General features: G+C 46.3%; 16 protein-coding genes. 7 read left to right on the plus strand and 9 right to left on the minus strand.

From position 1 onward, the window contains the following. The first annotated feature begins 14 nt into the window (after positions 1 to 14). From HC229_RS16680 to HC229_RS15195, 3 genes are read left to right on the plus strand one after another with little or no spacing between them, the layout of a single operon-like run. Complete coding sequence (locus HC229_RS16680; RefSeq protein WP_332871661.1) at positions 15 to 158, plus strand: T9SS type B sorting domain-containing protein; 144 nt, start codon at positions 15 to 17, stop codon at positions 156 to 158. A gap of 5 nt (positions 159 to 163) precedes the next feature. Beyond that, positions 164 to 1,162 (plus strand): PorP/SprF family type IX secretion system membrane protein, encoded by a 999-nt coding sequence (locus HC229_RS15190; protein WP_191021359.1) that lies wholly within the window; start codon positions 164 to 166, stop codon positions 1,160 to 1,162. A gap of 42 nt (positions 1,163 to 1,204) precedes the next feature. After that, positions 1,205 to 1,720, plus strand: coding sequence for a gamma carbonic anhydrase family protein (locus HC229_RS15195; protein WP_191021360.1), 516 nt, complete (start codon positions 1,205 to 1,207; stop codon positions 1,718 to 1,720). On the opposite strand, the gene murI is transcribed toward HC229_RS15195, so the two are convergent. The 8 genes from murI to HC229_RS15235 form a co-directional block, all read right to left on the minus strand. Further along, a complete protein-coding gene (gene murI, locus HC229_RS15200) occupies positions 1,717 to 2,493 on the minus strand; it encodes a glutamate racemase (protein WP_191021361.1) in 777 nt (258 codons plus the stop codon). The two genes, HC229_RS15195 and murI, sit on opposite strands and share 4 nt — an antisense overlap. 63 nt (positions 2,494 to 2,556) lie before the next feature. Then, positions 2,557 to 3,057 carry an OmpH family outer membrane protein gene (locus tag HC229_RS15205; RefSeq protein WP_223845639.1) on the minus strand — a complete coding sequence of 167 codons (501 nt, stop codon included), beginning with the start codon at positions 3,055 to 3,057 and terminating at the stop codon, positions 2,557 to 2,559. 25 nt (positions 3,058 to 3,082) lie between these two features. Then, entirely contained in the window at positions 3,083 to 4,144 is a 1,062-nt protein-coding gene (locus HC229_RS15210; RefSeq protein ID WP_191021363.1) for an OmpH family outer membrane protein, read from the minus strand. 33 nt (positions 4,145 to 4,177) lie between these two features. Further along, positions 4,178 to 6,919 carry an outer membrane protein assembly factor BamA gene (gene bamA, locus HC229_RS15215; RefSeq protein ID WP_191021401.1) on the minus strand — a complete coding sequence of 914 codons (2,742 nt, stop codon included), beginning with the start codon at positions 6,917 to 6,919 and terminating at the stop codon, positions 4,178 to 4,180. Then, complete coding sequence (locus HC229_RS15220; protein WP_191021364.1) at positions 6,816 to 7,556, minus strand: isoprenyl transferase; 741 nt, start codon at positions 7,554 to 7,556, stop codon at positions 6,816 to 6,818. Before HC229_RS15220 ends, bamA begins: the two co-directional genes overlap by 104 nt. Further along, positions 7,557 to 8,240, minus strand: coding sequence for a type IX secretion system protein PorG (porG, locus tag HC229_RS15225; protein ID WP_191021365.1), 684 nt, complete (start codon positions 8,238 to 8,240; stop codon positions 7,557 to 7,559). Positions 8,241 to 8,405: 165 nt separating this feature from the next. Next, the gene (locus HC229_RS15230; protein ID WP_191021366.1) at positions 8,406 to 9,290 is read right to left on the minus strand and encodes an NAD kinase; all 885 of its coding nucleotides are present in this window, start codon (positions 9,288 to 9,290) and stop codon (positions 8,406 to 8,408) included. A 108-nt stretch (positions 9,291 to 9,398) separates the two neighbouring features. Further along, positions 9,399 to 10,058, minus strand: a complete 660-nt coding sequence (locus tag HC229_RS15235) for a CBS domain-containing protein (protein ID WP_191021367.1) — start codon at positions 10,056 to 10,058, stop codon at positions 9,399 to 9,401. 97 nt (positions 10,059 to 10,155) lie between these two features. Here HC229_RS15235 and HC229_RS15240 point away from each other — a divergent pair, with 97 nt between their 5' ends. Further along, on the plus strand, positions 10,156 to 10,869 hold the full coding sequence (locus tag HC229_RS15240; protein WP_191021368.1) for a pyridoxine 5'-phosphate synthase: 714 nt from the start codon (positions 10,156 to 10,158) through the stop codon (positions 10,867 to 10,869). A gap of 141 nt (positions 10,870 to 11,010) precedes the next feature. Continuing rightward, positions 11,011 to 11,778, plus strand: a complete 768-nt coding sequence (locus HC229_RS15245; protein WP_191021369.1) for an alpha/beta fold hydrolase — start codon at positions 11,011 to 11,013, stop codon at positions 11,776 to 11,778. Between the two features lie 53 nt (positions 11,779 to 11,831). On the opposite strand, the gene HC229_RS15250 is transcribed toward HC229_RS15245, so the two are convergent. Continuing rightward, the gene (locus tag HC229_RS15250; RefSeq protein WP_191021370.1) at positions 11,832 to 12,794 is read right to left on the minus strand and encodes a T9SS-dependent choice-of-anchor J family protein; all 963 of its coding nucleotides are present in this window, start codon (positions 12,792 to 12,794) and stop codon (positions 11,832 to 11,834) included. A 152-nt stretch (positions 12,795 to 12,946) separates the two neighbouring features. Here HC229_RS15250 and HC229_RS15255 point away from each other — a divergent pair, with 152 nt between their 5' ends. Together HC229_RS15255 and tig are read left to right on the plus strand one after the other, a co-directional pair. Further along, the gene (locus tag HC229_RS15255; protein ID WP_191021371.1) at positions 12,947 to 13,285 is read left to right on the plus strand and encodes a phage holin family protein; all 339 of its coding nucleotides are present in this window, start codon (positions 12,947 to 12,949) and stop codon (positions 13,283 to 13,285) included. Between the two features lie 83 nt (positions 13,286 to 13,368). Then, a complete protein-coding gene (tig, locus tag HC229_RS15260) occupies positions 13,369 to 14,694 on the plus strand; it encodes a trigger factor (RefSeq protein WP_191021372.1) in 1,326 nt (441 codons plus the stop codon). Positions 14,695 to 14,724: the final 30 nt, after the last annotated feature.

Genomic DNA, 14,724 nt, shown 5'->3' on the forward strand with positions numbered 1-14,724 from the left:
AGATCGCCCCGGATATCAATGGAGCCAACGGATGGGACGGAACCTTCAACGGAAGCCAGATGCCATCGACCGATTACTGGTTTACCGTGGAATACCCGGACCCGAATGCAAACGGAGCCATGAAAGAATTTAAAGCCCATTTTTCATTAAAACGATAAACCCCATGAATCTTAAAAAGAGGTATTTATTAGTAGTATTATTCATAACACAATTTGCAGTATCACAGGAGGGAATAGCAGTTTATTCAGATTATCTTACCGACAATTATTACCTGATCCACCCATCGATGGCGGGTGCGGCGAATTGCGCCAAAGTCAGGTTGACGGCGCGAAACCAATGGTTTGGCCAGGAGGATGCACCGGCACTCCAAACCTTGAGCTTCAACGGACGGGTAGGGGAAAGGTCCGGAGCGGGTATTATCGTTTTCAACGACAGGAACGGTTACCATTCCCAAACCGGTGCGAAATTGACGTATGCTCACCACCTTATGTTTTCAAGGGATGAAGTTGATTTGAACCAATTGTCGTTCGGTATCAGCGCGGGGCTTATCCAAAGCCGACTTGATGAGACGGATTTTTTGAACTCGGGCGATTACGATCCGAACGTGGACGGTACGATCGTACAAAAAGATTCTTATTTCAACCTTGACATCGGAGCCTCTTATAATTTTCTGGACTTTTACGCCCACTTCACGGTCAAGAACGTGATCGAGACGAGGAGAGAAATTTATTCGGGTTACGAATCGGATAACCTAAGAAAATTCCTCTTGAGTGCAGGTTATGTTTTTGGGAATGAGGACAGTCTTTTATGGGAGCCATCGGTATTATTCCAGTATACGGGTGAAACTTCTGAGAAGTCGATCGATGCCAACCTAAAGGTATATAAATCGATGGATTGGGGAAGAATATGGGGAGGTTTGTCTTACAGAAGACAATTTGACGGGGCCGAATACCTTGACGGAAACAGCCGCGAAGAACAGCATCTGCAATTCATAACGCCACTTGTAGGAATCAACTACAAGAACTTTATGTTCGCTTATACGTATTCCGCCGTTACAGGCGCGATCAAATTTGACAATGGAGGCTACCACCAAATCACTTTGGGTATCAACCTCTTCTGCCAACGCGAAAAGTACCATTGCAACTGTCCGGCAGTAAACTAATACAAACGGTCCCGATTTTATCGGGACTTATTTTTTATAGCTATGTTGATTAAATCAGTAAACGGAAAAAGCCCGGTCATTCCGGAGGATTGCTACGTCGCCGAAAACGCGACGATTGTCGGAGATGTGACATTCGGCGACTCGTGCAGCGTTTGGTTCAACGCCGTCATAAGAGGCGATGTTCACTTTATAAGGATCGGAGACAAAGTAAATATTCAGGACGGCGCTATCATTCACTGCACCTATCGAAAGCATCCGACAGTTATCGGAAATAATGTATCGATAGGACATAACGCCATTGTTCACGGGTGTACGATCCATGACAATGTGTTGATCGGGATGGGCGCGATAGTGATGGATAATTGCGTGGTCGAAAGCAATTCCATTATTGCTGCCGGAGCAGTGCTGACCCAAAACACGGTGGTGGAATCAGGCAGCATTTATGCAGGCGTACCGGCCAAGAAAGTAAAAGGTATCGACCAATCGGCATTTGCAGGCGAAATCGGTCGTATTTCAAACAACTACGTGATGTATTCTTCCTGGTTTAAGGAAGATTAGAAGTCAACGCGCTCTACCGGATATCCCGATCCCAGGATTTTCGACAATACGGTCGGATCTGAATTGGTGAAGAATGTGGAGGTGCCGATACGTTTTTCAGCGGTTCCGGTAACCATTTTCAGTAAGTGCTGCGTCTGGCGGGCGACGGCACTCCCGGAATCGATGATTTGGACGTTTTCCGGAAGAATCTTCCTGATTTGGGGAATCAGGTACGGATAATGACTGCAACCCAACACAAGGTGGTCGATATTGGCCTCTATCATCGGTTGGAGATATTGGTTGAGAAGCCGCGTCATCTCTTCGGACTCCATTTGTCCCCCCTCGATCAGGGCGACGAGATTATAGCCAACCTGCTCGATTATATTGGTGTCTTGAAACGTTTCGACGGCTTTACTGAAAAGTTCGCTGCTGAGCGTTCCTTTTGTGGCCAAAACGCCTATAGAATTGGTTTTGGATTTCAGAGCGGCCGGTTTGATCGCGGGTTCTATCCCAATGAACGGAACCTTGTACTGCTGCCGAAGTTCTTGTATCGCATTTGTCGTAGCGGTATTGCAGGCAACGACGATCAATTTGCAGTCGCGGTCCAAAAGAAAGTCCACGTTTTTTTCGCTAAGTGCTACGATTTCCTGTTTCGGACGCATTCCGTACGGAGCGTTTTTACTGTCGGCGAGATAGATCGTATCCTCGTTTGGCAAGAGCTGTCGGATTTCGCGCCAAATGGACGTTCCTCCAATTCCGGAATCAAATAGGCCAATCGGCTTGTCGTTCTGCATAAAAACAAAAATAAAAAAAAACTGCCCGTTTCGGAGCAGTTTAGGTAGTAGGATCGGTGTTAATTAAAACCCTAGATCTTTTTTGATGTCAGCTGTGATGTTCGGGCCATCTGCAACCAAAAGGTCCGCAGCGTTCAAAACATATTGGTACCCTTTTGCTTTACCAACTTTTTGGATAGACGCTTTTACTTTGTCCATGATTGGTTTCACCAGGTCAGCTTCTTTCTTTTGAAGTTCTTTCTGTGCGTTGTCGCGGTAATCGACGATGCGCTTCTGCATGTCCTGAACCTCTTTGGAACGCTCCTCGTTTACCTGCTCGGTAACTTTGGTAGAGTCTTCTTCGTATTTTTTTACTTTCGCCTGAAATTCTTCAACCATCGTTTTGTATTCCGTATCGTAAGTAGTGCTCAATTTCTCCAATTGTTTTTGCGCATCAAGCATTGCGGGCATCTTCTGCATTATCTCGCTAACATCTACGTGAGCTACTTTGGCTTGGGCGTTCATCGCCTGGGTTCCCAAAAAAGCAACGGCAGCTATCAGCAAAGTTTTCAATTGTTTCATCATTTTTAGTATTAATTATTATTTGTTTTTAATTTGTTTTGGTGGAATCTTTCGATTGAGTCGCTTTTTGTCGTTCCTCCTCTTTTTGCTTCTTGAGTGCTTCTCGTGCTTCAAGAGCTTTTCTTCTCCTGTCTTCAGCGGCTTTTTTTCGTTCCTCCAGCGCTTTGGCGCGAATCTCGGCTGAGTTCGTTTTCGGCTCGGCTGTCGTCGAATCTGCGGTTTTTATGCTTTCGGATAGTTCAGATTTTGGCTGCGTCTTTTTATCGGTCGTTGTTTTGTCCGATTCCGTTTTCGCATTGTCTTTTTCAGATGGAGGCGGAGGCAACGCAGTTCCGTTCTTTTTGGCTTCGCGTTCCGCTTTTAGACGTGCGCGGTTTTCTTCCCATTCTTTTTTCTTGGCTTCCTGGGCGAGTTTACGGTCTTCGACAATCTTGTCGCGTTCGGCTTTTTTGGCTTCCAACTTTTTCTGGCGCTCTTCCTGGGCCGGATTTGCCTCAGCCATATCCTGGAGCGCTTCCTGTTTCTGTTCTTCCTTGAGCTCTTTGGGAGACAATTGGGAACGGCGGTTTGCGCGACCTAAAACCCGGATAACCTGATCGCTTATGTCAAATTTTTTGGCCGCGAAAAGCATCGTGAGGTCCGAAGATTTATCGAAAATAAAATCGTATTTCTTTGCTTCAGCAATATCTTGGGCCGCTGTAAAAACCTGGTCTTGTATCGGCTTGATCAAAACAGCCTTTTGGGTAACGAGATCGCCGGTTGGTCCGAATCGTTTTTGCTGATAATCAAGCAATTCTTTCTCCTGGAAAGCGATTTCTTCCTCGCGTTCCTCGATCAATTCTTTTGTCAGGAGAACGCGTTCGGTTTTGAGGGTTTCCTTGAGTTTATTGACGTCGTTCTGTTTGCTTGCTATTTCCTGTTTCCAGCCTTGTGCTTTCTGCTCGAGCTGATTTTTTGCTTCCGCATAATCCGGGACACTTTTCAGGATGTACTCCATATCGATGTAACCGATGCGGATTCCACGGCTTTGGGCGTTGGCGCCAGCCGTAAGCAAAAGCGCAGGGAAGAGTAAAAAAAGAATTCTTTTCATAGCTAAAAGTGCTTTACTAAATATCGTGCCAATTTAGAACTGCTGACCGATAATGAAGTGCGTTTCCCATCCGTTTCTTCCGGTTTGACCAGGAATGGCATCGAATCCATGTCCGAAATCTATACCGAGTAATCCGAAAGCCGGCATGAACACGCGCAATCCGAAACCGGCAGAGCGTTGCAATACAAACGGATTATATTCCCTAAAATTGTCATAGGACGCACCGCCTTCCGCAAAACCGAGCACGTAAATCGAGGCGGTTTGGGCGAGAGAGATCGGATAACGCAATTCCATTGAGAACTTGTTGTAAATCGTACCACCGTCCGTAGAGGAAAGCGAATAATTCGGGTAACCGCGCAACTGAACGACTTCCCTTCCGTCCATCGAAAAGTTCGCCAAGCCATCGCCACCAAGGAAGAAACGTTCGAACGGAACGAGCCCGCGTTGGTTGTTATAGGCGCCCAGGAATCCGAATTCGCCTAAGGTACGAAGCACTAATTTATCATAAATTTTGGTATACCAGTCGGCTTTGAACTTTATTTTGTAGTATTCCAGCCAGTCGAACTTCTTCTGGTCTACTTTCGATTGGTCGACCGCAGCGTCCGTCAAGGCGTTGTTCGGCGATACGTAATTTCCGTTGGCGTTGATATAAGCGCCCTCCGGAACCCAAACGTTGTTGCTGTCGAAATAGCCGGATCCGGTTTGGTTCGTCAATTTGTAATCCAACTGGTTTTTTAGATTGCGGTAATCGATGTCGTTGAACAACGAATACGGTGGCGTAAGCTTGGCCGTGAGCGAGAATTCGGAACCGTACATCGGATAGATCGGGTTGGTTCCTTTGTTGTTCCTCAAAATACCGAACGTGTATGCGAGATTTCGCGCCGATCCGTTACCAAATGTGAACAATCCGGTGTTGTAATTGTTCAGATCATAATATTGGAAGCTCAACGAGTGGGAAATGTAGAAGTTGTCATCCGGAACCGTCAAACGCTTTTGCAAGCCGACGGAAACCGACGTGATGTTGAAACTCTTGTCCCGGTCGACGTTGGCCGATCCTCCGGAATAATTGGCAAGGAACTGTTTACTATGCGAAACCGAGGCGCTGAACTGGATTGGTTTTTTTCCTCCGAACCAAGGCTCTGAGAACGAAGCGCTATACGTTTGGAAATAAGAGCTTCCCTGCAAACGCAACGACACTTTCTGGCCGTCGCCCATCGGTAGCGGATGGTAAGCGTCTTTCTTGAAAATGTTGCGCATCGAGAAGTTGTTGAACGAAAGTCCTAAGGTTCCGATGAAACCGCCACCTCCGTAACCACCTTGCAATTCGACCTGGCTTGATCCTTTTTCGACAAGGCTCCAGTCGACGTCAACCGTTCCGGCCGAAGGGTCTATATTTTTAAGGTCAGGACGTATGGCTTCCGGATCGAAGAATCCAAGAGCTCCCAATTCACGCATCGTACGCATGATGTCTTCCTTGCTGTACTTTTGACCAGGCTTCGTACGCAATTCTCGGTAAATCACCTCGTCGTTCGTACGATCGTTGCCGCGAACAGTGATTTTGTTGAAGTAGGCGATAGGACCTTCGATGATTCGGACTTCGAAATCGATCGTATCGTTGTAAGTGCGCGTTTCGACCGCGTTGACAGATGAAAACAGGTAGCCGTTGTTTTCGTATAGGTTTTTGATGCTTTCCGCTTCAGGATTCGGATCCGCGATTCGTTTTTCGAGCATGACGCCGTTGTACGTATCGCCTTTCTGAACGCCGAGCATGCGTTGCAGCATCTGATCGGAGTAGACGGCGTTGCCCAGGAATTTGATGTTCCCAAAATAATATTTACGACCTTCCTCAAGCTTGATCTTGATGTTGATGTCGTTGTCCTTTTTGTTATAGCTTACGGAATCGGATACGATACGGGCGTCGCGATAACCGTTTTCCTTGTAAAGATCCGTAACTGCCGCAAGGTCTTCCTTGTATTTTTCCGGGATGAATTTGGACGCTTTCCAGACGCGAAGGAAATTGCGCTCCTTCGTTCCCATTTTTCGCTTGAGGCGTCCATCGGTAAAGACAGTGTTCCCGTCAAAATCGATATCGTCGATCTTGATTTTCTTGCCTCGGTCTACCGCCACCACCATTTTCACGAGGTTGCCCGCAGTAGTGTCAGGAATCGTGTTGATGTTGACTTTAGCGCTGTAAAAGCCGTCCTTTTTGTATTTGTTCTCGATGTAGTTTTTTGTCGTGGTAATCAGGTTTTCATTGACGACTTTGCCTTTCGTGAGACCCGTCTCTTTGAGCAAATCTTCCATTTTACCTTTCTTGACTCCCGTGAGTTTCACCTCGCTGAGCTTCGGAAGCTCGTTGATGTTGAGTTCGAGCCAGATACTGTCGTTGCTTACGCGATCGACGTAAAAATCGATGTCGCTGAAGAGGCCAAGTTTACCTAATTTCTTGATCGCGTTACTGATTTGTTCCCCGGGAACCTGTATCTGCTGGCCTTTCTGAAGTCCGGTAAAGGTTACGACAGTTTGCTCGTTGAAGGTAATTTTCCCGGTGACGGCGACGTCGGCCAAGATGTATTTTTTACCCTGGAGCCGGTCTTGGGCGCGGAGCGAAAAAGTTCCGAAAATCAATACGATAAGAGCTAGCCCTAAGTTTTTTTGTAACACTAAGAAATTATTTAATTTGTTCGCTGGTTTTACCAAATCTCCTCTCCCTTTTCTGATAGCTGATAATGGCCTGAAACAAGTCTTCCTCCTTGAAATCGGGCCACAATACATCCGTAAAGTAAAGCTCCGCATAAGCGATTTGCCAAAGGAGGAAATTGCTGATGCGGTGCTCTCCGCTGGTGCGGATCAACAAATCTACATCGGGTAAATTATGCGTGTAAAGATGCTGATTAATAATTGATTCGTCAACCTCGTCAATTACAATTATATTATTTTTAACTTTAGTCGCAATCTGCTTTACGGCGCTTGTCAATTCCTCCCGGGAACCGTAGCTCAAGGCCAGTGTCAGTGTCATCCGGCTGTTGTTTTTTGTCTTTTCGATCGCGTCTTCGAGCTCGCGTTTCGTGCCTTTGGGAAGCATGTCCAAATTGCCGATACAATTCAGTTTTATGTTGTTTTCCTGAAGTGTTTTGAGTTCGGATTTCAACGATTTCATCAACAGCTTCATCAGCATGTCGACTTCGAGTTTCGGGCGGTTCCAATTCTCTGATGAAAAAGCGTAAAGCGTAAGGTTCTCAATGCCGAGTTTCGCGCAGGTTTCGACCGCCATCCTGACCGATTTCGCACCGTTTTCATGCCCGAAGGCCCGCATCATGCCTTTTTGTTTGGCCCAGCGTCCGTTGCCGTCCATGATGATGGCCAAATGTTTTGGAAGGTTTTCGTTGTTAATGTGGTCTGAAAGTTTCATTTATTCTGCGCAGTAGCACGGTTTGTTGCCGAAAGTATACGTTAGGGTCAGGCCCGAAAACATATACCAATCTTTGTTGTTCAGGTTTCCGAAGGCCAAAGTTTCGAGATCTTTGTTTTTCGGATTGCTGCCGTCGAGATTATCGGTAAATGTCCATCTGGCGCCAACTTCCGCTCCAAGCACCCAATGGTCGGCGATATTTGTCTTGATTCCGACAACCATCGGAATAGCGAACGAAAAATCGCGGTGATCCACTTCGTAACCTTCCTGCAAATGAAACAATTCATCGTAAATCAGGAAGTTAAGCCCCGTAAAAACGTAAGGCGTCACCAGTCGCTTGCCATCGTGCAAATTAAAATCAAAAAAGTTGAATTCCAGTCCGGCGGACAGTTCTTTAACATCGTTCTCGAAATTGAAACCTCTTGTGTTGCGGGCTTTCATATCCGATTTCTTATCATCGGCCGTAAGCTTGGTTTGGGAATACGAAAAACGCCAGCTGTGACGCGGGCTTCGATTCCATTTGTAAAGAATGCCGTAAGCGAATTCGTTCGGGCTGATGTAATTGGTTTTTCCGACATCCCCAATAAAATTACTGCCGCCCAAAAACGCTCCAATTTCGTGGATTTGCGCGTTAGAGGCGGTCAGACCAAAAATGCAAACGATAAAGACAAAAATCCTGTTCATCGATTTGAAAATAGCGTGCAAATATAACAATTAAGAGCACTCCGAAAGGCTTTTAGGAGTATTTCTGTCAAATTATACCTGACTGTTAATGAATAAATTTCCTGTAAAGAACTACTAGGAAACGGCTGGCGTAGCGTTAATAGTATCGGCGGTGGGAAAATTCGCTTAATTTCTCTTGTCTTCTCCCCACAAAAGTTTGTTGCGCAAGGTGTTGAGAAACGTTTCGCTCGGCACTTCAACCATGTTGATGCGGAATGGTGTTTTCCGTATCGTCAGGACCGATTCGTTTTTGACTGACGCGATACGCGAATCAAGCGAAACCAGGTATTGTTCTTCCCGACCTGAAACGCGTAATTTGATTTCGGTATTGTCCGGGATCACGAGCGGGCGGGCGTTCAGGTTATGGGGCGCGATAGGTGTAATGACCAAACTTTCGACGTTCGGCGTGAGGATAGGTCCGCCGCAGCTCAGCGAATATCCCGTGGAGCCGGTCGGCGTGGAAATGATGAGGCCGTCAGCCCAATACGAATTCAGGAATTCCCCGTTGAGCCAGGTGTCGATCGTAATCATCGAGGTGGTATCCTTTCGGCTCACAGAGACTTCGTTCATCGCAAAGTTGATTTGGGTCACCGATTCGATTTCGGGTTCCACTTCCAGGCTTAGCAGCGTCCGTTCGGAAATCGTGAAATTGCGGTCGATGACATATTGCATGAATTCGTCTATGTGGTCTTTTTGTACGCTGGCCAAAAAACCGAGGCGACCCGCGTTTATTCCCAAAATCGGAATGCCGAGATCGCGCACCAATGTCGCCGCGCGCAAAATCGTGCCGTCTCCGCCTATGCTTATCAGGATGTCGAAGTTGGAATCGAGATCGGCATAGGAGGTGAACGTTTTGTACTCTTTTTTAACGATTTGCTTATCGTACAGCAGCTTGAGGAAATTCGCTTCTATATAAAGATCAGCCTGGTTGTTGTTGAAAAACACGAAAATGTCCTTAATGATAGGCTCCGTGCTGTTTTGATAATATTGTCCGTATATGGCGACTTTCATTGCTTAAGTCGGATGTCGAATGCCGGATGCCCTTTCAGCGGCTCGACTGTTATCGGGTTAGAGGTCGGGTCGGTAATCGCGTAAATAAGGGAAGGTCGGCGCATCGGATTAAATATTGAGGTATTTGTCCAGATAATCCGAACGGTCGCGCAAACTGTTCAGGTAATTGTCTTCCTGATGTTCCGAAATGATCTCGTAGTTATAGCGTCGGAACGTCTGTAAAATCTCATTCATGCCGCCAATCGTAATTTTTATTGTCACCTGTACCGTGTCGACGCGTGCTTCGGAAATGAACATGCCGAGAATTTTGCCGTTGTTGCTTTCGACAATTTGCGTGATCTGCCCGATGGAATAGTCGGCTATGCCTTTTTCGACGATGATGATGCCGCCTTGTTCTTTCAAAAACGGTGTGTCGTTGAACAGTTTTATGATGTCCGCACTTTCATAATATCCGACGTAATTGTTGGACTCATCCAAAACCGGAACAACGTTGGTCTCATAACGTGCAAAAAGTTCGAGCACGTCGAGCCACAACATCGTGGTGCGGGCAAAAAAGCCTTCGAGTGCGTAGCGATAATGCGAAATGTCTTTTGCGTCTTCGAACGTATCGACATCGTCGGCGCCTATCGATCCTATATAAACGGATTCTTCTACGATAGGGAAATGCGTGAAGTGTTCCTCGGCGAAAAAGTCCTTTATCGATGCGACGGTTTCCCGCGAATCGATAGGTCTGTAATCGTTGTTGATATATTCGGAAATCTCGCTCATGGGGCCAATCATCGTTATTGCACGCAAATTAATCAAAAAATGGGACAATCGCCCTTGTCTAGTTTGTATTTTTGTAGGGAAAACTACGATGATTACCATGACGAAACTTAGTGTCAACATCAATAAAATTGCCACTTTGCGCAATGCACGAGGTGGAAATGTCCCTGACTTGCTCAAGGCGGCAAAAGACATACAGGGATTTGGCGCCCAGGGTATAACGATACATCCGAGGCCGGACGAACGTCACATCCGATATCAGGATGCGCGTGACTTGAAATCGGTTGTTTATACGGAATATAATATCGAGGGGAATCCTGAGAAGCAATTCGTAGACCTTGTGCTCGAGGTCAAACCGGATCAGGTTACGTTGGTTCCGGATGCCGTCGATGCGATCACTTCGAATTCGGGTTGGGATACGATCAAGCACAAAGATTTTCTAGTTGACGTCATAGCCGAATTCAAGCGGAATGGAATCCGGACCTCGATATTCGTCGATCCTGTCATTGAAATGATCGACGGTGCCGCTGAAACAGGAGCGGATCGCATCGAACTCTATACCGAAAGTTTTGCCACCGAATACGCAAATGGGAACGAACAGAGCGTCATCGTGTACGCCGCTGCGGCAAAAAGGGCAGGCGAGTTGCACATTGGCGTGAACGCCGGACATGACCTTAGTCTCGACAATCTGAAGTTTTTTAAACAAAACGTTCCGAATTTGCTCGAAGTTTCGATTGGGCACGCGTTGATTTCGGAAGCGTTGTATTTAGGCCTGGAGAACGTCGTAAGCATGTATTTGCATCGCTTGAAATAATTCGGACCGGTCTTAAAGGCTTCTTCAGGTTTATCGACCAAAAAAAATGCCGCCGCCACCCACCCGTAAATTTCGGGCGTTCACCTTTTCGCCCAATACAGAAAAACTGTACAAAATCATAAAGTTTCACAACCCATGGACATGTTATATTCACGAATCGAAGGAGAAGGAAAACCACTCGTCATCCTACACGGTTTTTTAGGGACTTCCGACAACTGGAAAAGTCTCGCCGGGCAATATGCCGCCGAAGGCTATCAGGTACACGCGCTCGACATGCGCAACCACGGGCGCAGCTTTCATTCTCAGGAATCTACCTATGAGGCGATGGCTGAAGACATTCAAGGCTATGTGGAGCATCACGGCCTCAAGTCGTTCGATCTCATCGGACACTCGATGGGCGGTAAGATCGCGATGTTTTATGCGGTTGCTCATCCCGGATGGATAGACAAATTGGTGGTTGCCGATATTGGCACAAAGTATTACAAGCCACACCACCAGGATATTCTCCTTGCACTCAACGAAGTCGATTTTTCAGTAAAGCCAAGCCGATCAGATGTGGAAGCGATCATCAAAAAACATTTGGGCGACGACCAAGGCACCATACAATTCCTGATGAAAAACCTGTATTGGGTCGAGCCCGGACAACTCGGATTCCGGATGAACCTTCCCGTACTTACCCAAAAGATCGAGAACATCGGGCAAGCGTTGCCGAGAGATGCCGTTTTTTCCAAGCCGACGCTATTTTTGAGGGGAGGTGATTCTCGATATGTCAAAGACGAAGACATGCCGCAAATCAGAGAGCACTTTCCCAAAGCGGTTTTTGCCACGATCAAGGATGCGGGACACTGGCTTCACGCCGAGAAACCAAAAGAGTTCTTCGATGCGACGCTGTATTTTCTGAAGCAATAAAAAAATCCCCACCTTTTACGGATGGGGATTTTTGTAAATCGTTTAAAACTGTTTTAGTTGCGTACGATTTTCTTTACAGCGACGCCTTCCGGAGTTGCGATGTTCATCATGTAAACGCCAGCCGAAAGGTCAGAAACGTTGACGCGAGCTTCGGAAACATTGTCGAATGAATTTTGTTTTACCACGCGTCCGTTCAAATCTGTGATGCTGATTTGGTTTACGGCGATGGCGTCCGTACTTGAAACGGTGACGAAATTATTAGCCGGGTTCGGGAATACCGAGAATTTAGAAGCCAACACATCGTTTACGCCAAGATTTGAAGATGTAACGGTTACGTCGTCGATCATCAACATATAGGCATCTGCGCTTCTGTTAAGGATAGCGATACGGACAGACCCATTTGCGAAAGAAGCGGGAATGTTATACGTTTTTTGCTCCCAGTTTACCGTTGCGCTAACGCTTCCTGGAGGATTTCCACCGATATAGGTAAACACAGTCGAGTTGTCGATTGTCGCCGTACCGGAAACCACGCCAACGCGGAAGCTCTCAACGCCGTAGCAAGAAGAAAGTTGCTTTACCCAAAAAGAAACCTGGTTGTTGGATGCTCCGATGTTGATTGGAGGGCTTACCAACCAATCTTCGTTTCTCGTAACACCGGCGGCCGGGCTTCCCGCCCAACTTGCAGCAAATTTTGCACCTCCGTGAGGATCGAAATTACGGCTTTCAGTACCTAATGTAGAATTACAAGCGTCCGTACTGTTGGTAACGCCGGAAGTAGAAGGATTGAAAATCTGCCATGCCTGTGGATCGTAAGCGTTCGGCCACGGATCGACTCCTGGTTCAGTATCGAGACCTCCTACATAGGTTCCCAAGCCGTCCTTATCTAGTGTGATCCAGCCTCCATAGCCCGTAATGGCGAAGTCTTCATAGGCTTCAAAGCCATCCTGGAATACGGTAACCTGGGCTGCAGCGCCGAAAGAAGTTACCGCAAAAATCGAAAGTAATAGTTTTTTCATATGATTGATTTTATTTTAACAAACTCAAATTTAGTAATTTATTTGGTTGCTTTGCCAAGACGAAGCATGTTTTGCTACCATTTTTCGTACAAATTTGATTTCCGACTTTCAATCCTTGCCTTAAATCGCTAATTTTAAGAAAAACTTCGATTATGAATATGATACTTCGCTTGATCGTTACGGCTTTGCTGGTCATGATACTTTCTTATTTTTTGCCGGGAGTCCACGTAGATGATTTTGTCACCGCTTTGATTGTAGCGGTCGTTCTCGGATTGCTCAATATTTTTGTAAAGCCGATATTGATCCTGTTCACGTTGCCCGTCACTATCGTGACCTTCGGTTTGTTCCTGCTGGTCATAAATGCCGTGGTCATCATATTGTGTGATTATATCGTCGGCGGATTCGAGGTGAGTTCGTTTTTGACCGCACTGTTGTTCAGCCTGATTTTATCGGTCGTGCAATCGCTGATATTTTCTTCCGGTAAGGATTGACGCCAAGAAATTTACCGTTGCTTTAACTTGTCGCTCAAGTAAAAAAATATTACTTTTGCCGACCAATTTTAGTACGTACACACATGAATATCACGAGAAATAACGTCGATGCTTTGAATGCAGTCGTTACGGTTGAAATGAAAAAAGCCGACTACGAGCCAGAAGTAGAGAAAGTCCTTTCCAATTACCGCAAAACGGCCAATGTTCCAGGTTTCCGCAAAGGCCAGGTGCCGATGAGCCTCATCAAAAAACAATATGGTAAAGCGGTCTTGCTCGAAGAAGTGAACAAGCTTTTGCAGGCGAAACTCAACCAATACATGCAAGACGAGAAACTCGAGATTTTGGGCAATCCGCTTCCGAAAGCAAACGAAGATTTCAACCTTGACGGAGACGATTTTACGTTCGAATTCGAGTTGGGTCTTGCTCCGACTTTTGACGTCGATCTTGCGACGGTAAAGAATCTTACACAATATAAAATAGTTGCCGACGATAAATTGCTTGACGAACAGGTGTTGCGCATCCGCAAGCAGTACGGGAAAATGATCCAGAAAGATACGGTCGAAGAAGGTGACGACATTACCGGAACTTTCATCAACGAGGAAAAAGGCATCAACAATTCTACCTCGATCACGACAGATATTTTCAAAAACAAGACTGAAGCTGCCAAATTCAACGGCAAAAAAGTGGGCGATGTTGTCACGTTGTCCACAAAAGGGCTGTTCGACGACGATCACAAATTAATGGACTACCTGAAAGTAGGCCACGACGATGTGCACGGTCTTGATATCGACGTCGATTTCAAAATCGAAGAGATCACCGCTACCGAACCAGCCGAATTGAACGAGGAATTGTTCAAGAAGTTGTTTGGCGAAGGCGATGTCGCCGATCTTGACGCACTTAAAAACAAAATCAAGGAAGATGCCGAGAAGCAATTCGCTGTACAGGCCGACCAAAAATTCCTGAACGACGTAACCGAGTCGTTGCTGGCCACGACCAAGTTCGACCTCCCGGCGGAATTCCTGAAAAAATGGATACAGCAAACCGGCGAAAACCAACTTAGCGCGGAGCAGGCTGAAGCCGAATACAACAAATCCGAGAGTGGTTTGCGTTACCAACTAATCGAAGGCAAGATCATCACGTCAAACGGTTTGCAAATCACGTTCGACGATTTGAAAGACTATACAAATGGATTGATCCGCAAGCAAATGGCGCAGTTCGGGCAAATGGACCCGACGGATGCAGATGTCGACGGGATCGTGATGCGTGTGCTTTCGAACCAGGAAGAGGTCAAGCGCTTGAGCGAACAGGTCATGAGCGAGAAAATGCTCAATTTGTTCAAAGAAAAAGTATCGGCTAAAACTAAGGAAGTTTCTTACGAAGAGTTCGTTAAAGCTAGCTACGGAGAATAACTTTGTAAAAAAAGTATTATCTTTGAGCGC

Origin of the sequence: Flavobacterium selenitireducens (genome assembly GCF_014748335.1) — a bacterium.
GTDB lineage: Bacteria > Bacteroidota > Bacteroidia > Flavobacteriales > Flavobacteriaceae > Flavobacterium > Flavobacterium selenitireducens.

Bases quoted from the DNA above. Each gene is read 5' to 3' on its own strand.
- HC229_RS15190 (WP_191021359.1), top strand. From the start codon at position 164: ATGAATCTTAAAAAGAGGTATTTATTAGTAGTATTATTCATAACACAA.
- HC229_RS15195 (WP_191021360.1), top strand. From the start codon at position 1,205: ATGTTGATTAAATCAGTAAACGGAAAAAGCCCGGTCATTCCGGAGGAT.
- murI (WP_191021361.1), bottom strand. From the start codon at position 2,493: ATGCAGAACGACAAGCCGATTGGCCTATTTGATTCCGGAATTGGAGGA.
- HC229_RS15205 (WP_223845639.1), bottom strand. From the start codon at position 3,057: ATGATGAAACAATTGAAAACTTTGCTGATAGCTGCCGTTGCTTTTTTG.
- HC229_RS15210 (WP_191021363.1), bottom strand. From the start codon at position 4,144: ATGAAAAGAATTCTTTTTTTACTCTTCCCTGCGCTTTTGCTTACGGCT.
- bamA (WP_191021401.1), bottom strand. From the start codon at position 6,919: ATGTATTGTGGCCCGATTTCAAGGAGGAAGACTTGTTTCAGGCCATTA.
- HC229_RS15220 (WP_191021364.1), bottom strand. From the start codon at position 7,556: ATGAAACTTTCAGACCACATTAACAACGAAAACCTTCCAAAACATTTG.
- porG (WP_191021365.1), bottom strand. From the start codon at position 8,240: ATGAACAGGATTTTTGTCTTTATCGTTTGCATTTTTGGTCTGACCGCC.
- HC229_RS15230 (WP_191021366.1), bottom strand. From the start codon at position 9,290: ATGAAAGTCGCCATATACGGACAATATTATCAAAACAGCACGGAGCCT.
- HC229_RS15235 (WP_191021367.1), bottom strand. From the start codon at position 10,058: ATGAGCGAGATTTCCGAATATATCAACAACGATTACAGACCTATCGAT.
- HC229_RS15240 (WP_191021368.1), top strand. From the start codon at position 10,156: ATGACGAAACTTAGTGTCAACATCAATAAAATTGCCACTTTGCGCAAT.
- HC229_RS15245 (WP_191021369.1), top strand. From the start codon at position 11,011: ATGTTATATTCACGAATCGAAGGAGAAGGAAAACCACTCGTCATCCTA.
- HC229_RS15250 (WP_191021370.1), bottom strand. From the start codon at position 12,794: ATGAAAAAACTATTACTTTCGATTTTTGCGGTAACTTCTTTCGGCGCT.
- HC229_RS15255 (WP_191021371.1), top strand. From the start codon at position 12,947: ATGAATATGATACTTCGCTTGATCGTTACGGCTTTGCTGGTCATGATA.
- tig (WP_191021372.1), top strand. From the start codon at position 13,369: ATGAATATCACGAGAAATAACGTCGATGCTTTGAATGCAGTCGTTACG.